The following is a 3,832-nucleotide window of genomic DNA, read 5'->3' as shown; positions in this document are numbered from 1 at the left end:
GCAGCTTCGTCGAGCCCTCCACATCCGTGAACAGGAAGGTGACCGTGCCGGAGGGAAGGTCGGCTCGCTGCGCGGGCGCCAGGGGCGAGGTCACCGTGGCACTGCACCCTGAAGCCGCGCGCCCCGTGCCTGGAGGCGTGCCGCGGGGAACAGGATGACTGTGCAGTCGTGCCGCTCGATCGCCTGCTCGAGGGCGCCGGGCACTGCGTGCACCAACTTCGCACCAGATCTGGGATCGAACGTGAACACCTCGTCCGACTCGAAACAGCATGACAGACACGCAGGCACGAATCGAAGTCTGTCATGCGAAAGTGGCGCTCGTCGAACGTCGCGACATGCGATTCGTGCAACGCGCCTCACGAGATGTTAGGGTCCCGTGACATGTCACCGTTCACCGGGTCAGGAGGTCGTTGATGGCCGTTCCGTTTCGCATCGGCGTGATGCAGCTCACGATGGAGCCGCTCGACGAGATGCTCGCGTCGGCCAGGGCAATGGACGAGGCGGGGATGGACACCGTCTGGCTCGCCGAGGCCTATCCGTGGTGGCGCAAGCATCAGATGGAGGCGCGCGGCTCGACCGTCGTCTCCGCGTTGATGGCCCGCGAGACGAAGAATCTGACGATCGCCTGGGGCATCATCTCGCCCTACACGCGCCACCCGGTGCAGGTCGCGATGGACGCGCGCGTCGTCCAGGAGGCCGCAGGTCCCGGTCGGTTCATCGTCGGCTTCGGAACGTCGAAGATCTTCCTCAACAACACCAAGCAGGGTGGGCCGCCGAAGGTGACCAAGCCGCTCGCGCACATGCGCGACTCCGTCGAGATCGTGCGGGGCATTCTCGGCGGCGAGCGCTTCGAGTACGACGGCAAGGTCTTCTCGGCCGACATTCCTGCCCTCTCCGACGAGGCACATGCGCCCCGCTGGGAGGTCCCCGTGTACGTGGCGGGGACGGCGCCGATGATGCAGCAGATCGGTGGTGAGATCGGCGATGGCCTCCTCACGCCGTCGATCACGACACCAGACTACGTCCGTTACACGGCGGGCAATATCCGCGAAGGAGCTACGAAGTCGGGCCGCGACCCCGGTGACGTCGATCTCGGCTGCACGATCCTTGCCTCGATCCACGCTACCGACCGCGCTGCGGGCCGCGACGGTGCCCGCGAGATCGGCGGCATGTACCTCGCGAACAAGGTGCAAAACATCCAGGGCTCTGCTGATGTGCTTCTCGAGTCCGCCGGTATCGATCAGGAAGAGATCATCCCCGTGGCCGAGGCGATGGAGCGCGGCGGCAGGCTGGCGGCGAAGGCGTTGGTGACCGATTCGCTGCTCGACAAGTGCAGGCCGATCGCAGGCACCCCGAGCGACTGCATCGAGGCGATCGAGGAATACCGCGACGCGGGCTGCACTCACATCATGCTCGAGCTCTGGGGCGAGGATCGACTCGAGCAGATCCGTCTGTTCGGCGAGAAGGTGCTCCCGCACTTTCGGGACGCGTGAACGTGACCGCGGCCTCCGTCTCCGTCGACCGCGACCGGCTCGTCGAGACCGCGGCCCGGATGATCGACGTCCACAGCTTCACGGGCGACGAGCAGGGGATGGGGGAGCTGATGGTCGAGCTCTACCGCCCGCTCGGCCTGCAGGTGCAGTGGCAGCAGGTCGAGGACAACCGGGCGAACGCGCTCGGCATCTGGAACGGTGCGGGCGGCGGCAAGTCGCTCATGTTCAACGGGCACATGGACACGTCCTACTCGGGCCGCGAGGAGTGGCTTCGGGATGTCCCCGGCTTCCAGCCACAGCACTTCGTCGACGACGGCCGCCTCTACGGACTCGGGATCTCGAACATGAAGGGAGCGCTCGCGTGTTACGTCGAGGCGGTGAACGCCCTGCAGGACGCCGGCGTGCGCCTCAAAGGCGACGTGCTCATCGCCGCGGTCTGCGGCGAGATCGAGAAGACGCAGTACGGTGATGCGACGGGGGCCGAGTACCGGGGGTACGCCGCGGGATCCCGCTACCTCGTCTCGCATGGCGGCGTCGCTGACATGTGCCTGCTCGGAGAGCCCACGGAGGGGAAGGTCGTGCTCGGCCACTTCGGCGCCCTGTGGCTCCGTATCCGGGTGCACGGCAACTTCATCCACACAGCCTTCAGCGAGGGGAAGCGCGATCAGAACGCAATCCTGCGCATGCACGACGTCCTCGCTGCGGTGAAGGAGTGGATCCCCGCGTGGGAGAACGACCCGGTGAACGCCTACAGGGGCGTAAAGGCGATCGTCAATGTCGGGGCGATCGACGGGGGCTTCGGCTGGCGGGTCTCCCGCACGCCACACCAGGCCGATCTGTTCCTCGACGTGCGAGTGCCGCCAACGAAGGAGATGGGCGTAGCGCGCCGCGAGGTGCTCGACATGGTGCGAGGCCTCGCCGGACGGTTCCCGGAGTACGGTATCGAGGGCCAGGTCTACGTGACGGCGCCCGGCGCGGAGATCGACGAGGGCCACGAGCTGGTCGCTGCGATCGACGCCTGCCATGAGGAGGTGTTCGGCGAGGTGCCGGAGCGAGACGTCACGCGCTGGTTCTCCGACGCCTCGGCGCTGACACGCTACGGGATCCCAACCGTGAACTACGGCACGTCGACAGGATTGATGGACGTCGAGAAGGGCGAGAACCTGGACATCGACGGACTTGTGAAGACCGCAGAAACGTACGCAAAGATCGCGATGCGTATCTGTGGCGTCGCGTGAGGATCCTTGTGTTGAATCAACACGAACTATCGAGCGAGAGGACGGGAAGCACGTGAAGCTGGTGACGTTCGGCGAGGGAGTCGGCAGGGTCGGGGTACTCGATGGCGAGGAGATCGCCGTCCTCGCAGTCCCGACGATGCGGGAGTACTTCGAGCGTGGTGGCGCCGACGAGACCGGTGAGCGAGTGGCGCTCGTCGAGACGCGGCTCCGAGCGCCGATCATCCCGAAGAAGTTCTTCCACACCGCCGGGAATTTCCGCGAGCACAAGACGGAGTCGGAGAACGTCAACTGGTCACATGACATCGCGCCCTGGATCAACTTTTTCCAGAACGTCGACGCAATCGTCGGCCACGACGAGCCCGTCATCTATCCGGAGCACCTGACCGAGGAGCTCGACTACGAGCTCGAGCTGGCGGTCGTGCTGAAGAAGGCGGGGAAGTGGTTCACACCGGAGGAGGCGGTCGACTATATCGGCGGCTACGTCATCTTCAACGACCTCACGGCCCGCGATATCCAGCGCGGCGAGATGCGTTCTGGCGTCTTTTCCTTCTGCAAGGCGATCGATACCTTCTGCCCGCTCGGGCCGTGGATCGTGACGCCCGACGAGGTCCCTGATCCGCGCGACCTTCGCATGGTGCTTCGCGTCAATGGCGAGGTGCGCCAGGAGTCTCACTCGGGGAACATGTCCGTCACGATCCCCGAGATCCTGTCGAACTTCTCGGGCCTCGGATACTCGGCGGGCGATGTCCTCTCGACCGGCACCGTCGCCGGCGTGGCCGGCTTCAAGTCGCCCGAGGAGCGGGCATTGCTCTACCTCAAGCCGGGCGACGTCGTCGAGGCCGAGATCGAGCACATCGGTGTGCTTCGGAACCCGATCGTCTCCTGGCAGGAGGGGCACGGCAGCCCTCCGCTCGCTCGTGTGCGCCCGTGGGGTGAAGGAGTCTAGACGTGCGTTGGCCGCGTGACGACGCAAAGCTCGACCGCGTTCGCTCACTGATGCGCGATCGCGGCCTCGACGCGCTCGTCGTCCGCGCACCGGACAACGTGCTCTACCTGACGAACTTCTGGGGGATGAAGGGCTATGACGCCGTCGTCTTCCCG

Annotated in this window: 3 protein-coding genes; all 3 read left to right on the top strand. The window is 65.7% G+C overall.

The genetic code is table 11. The features are described 5' to 3' along the window. The first annotated feature begins 413 nt into the window (after window positions 1-413). Genes ABIR74_RS04470 through ABIR74_RS04460 form a run of 3 tightly spaced genes read left to right on the top strand, consistent with a single transcriptional unit; the run spans window position 414 to window position 3,677 of the window. Window positions 414-1,493 (top strand): LLM class flavin-dependent oxidoreductase, encoded by a 1,080-nt coding sequence (locus ABIR74_RS04470; protein WP_348175419.1) that lies wholly within the window; start codon window positions 414-416, stop codon window positions 1,491-1,493. Window positions 1,494-1,495: 2 nt separating this feature from the next. After that, window positions 1,496-2,731: a M20/M25/M40 family metallo-hydrolase gene (locus ABIR74_RS04465; RefSeq protein WP_348175418.1), complete on the top strand. Its 1,236-nt coding sequence runs from the start codon at window positions 1,496-1,498 to the stop codon at window positions 2,729-2,731. Window positions 2,732-2,783: 52 nt separating this feature from the next. Then, a complete protein-coding gene (locus ABIR74_RS04460) occupies window positions 2,784-3,677 on the top strand; it encodes a fumarylacetoacetate hydrolase family protein (protein ID WP_348175417.1) in 894 nt (297 codons plus the stop codon). Window positions 3,678-3,832: the final 155 nt, after the last annotated feature.

Source organism: Gaiella sp. (genome assembly GCF_039915195.1).
Classification (GTDB): domain Bacteria; phylum Actinomycetota; class Thermoleophilia; order Gaiellales; family Gaiellaceae; genus Gaiella.
Note: the sequence above shows the minus strand (reverse complement) of the source record. Positions and strands in the feature narration are given on the sequence as shown.

Coding starts and splice junctions, on each gene's coding strand:
- ABIR74_RS04470 (WP_348175419.1), top strand. CDS start 414: ATGGCCGTTCCGTTTCGCATCGGCGTGATGCAGCTCACGATGGAGCCG.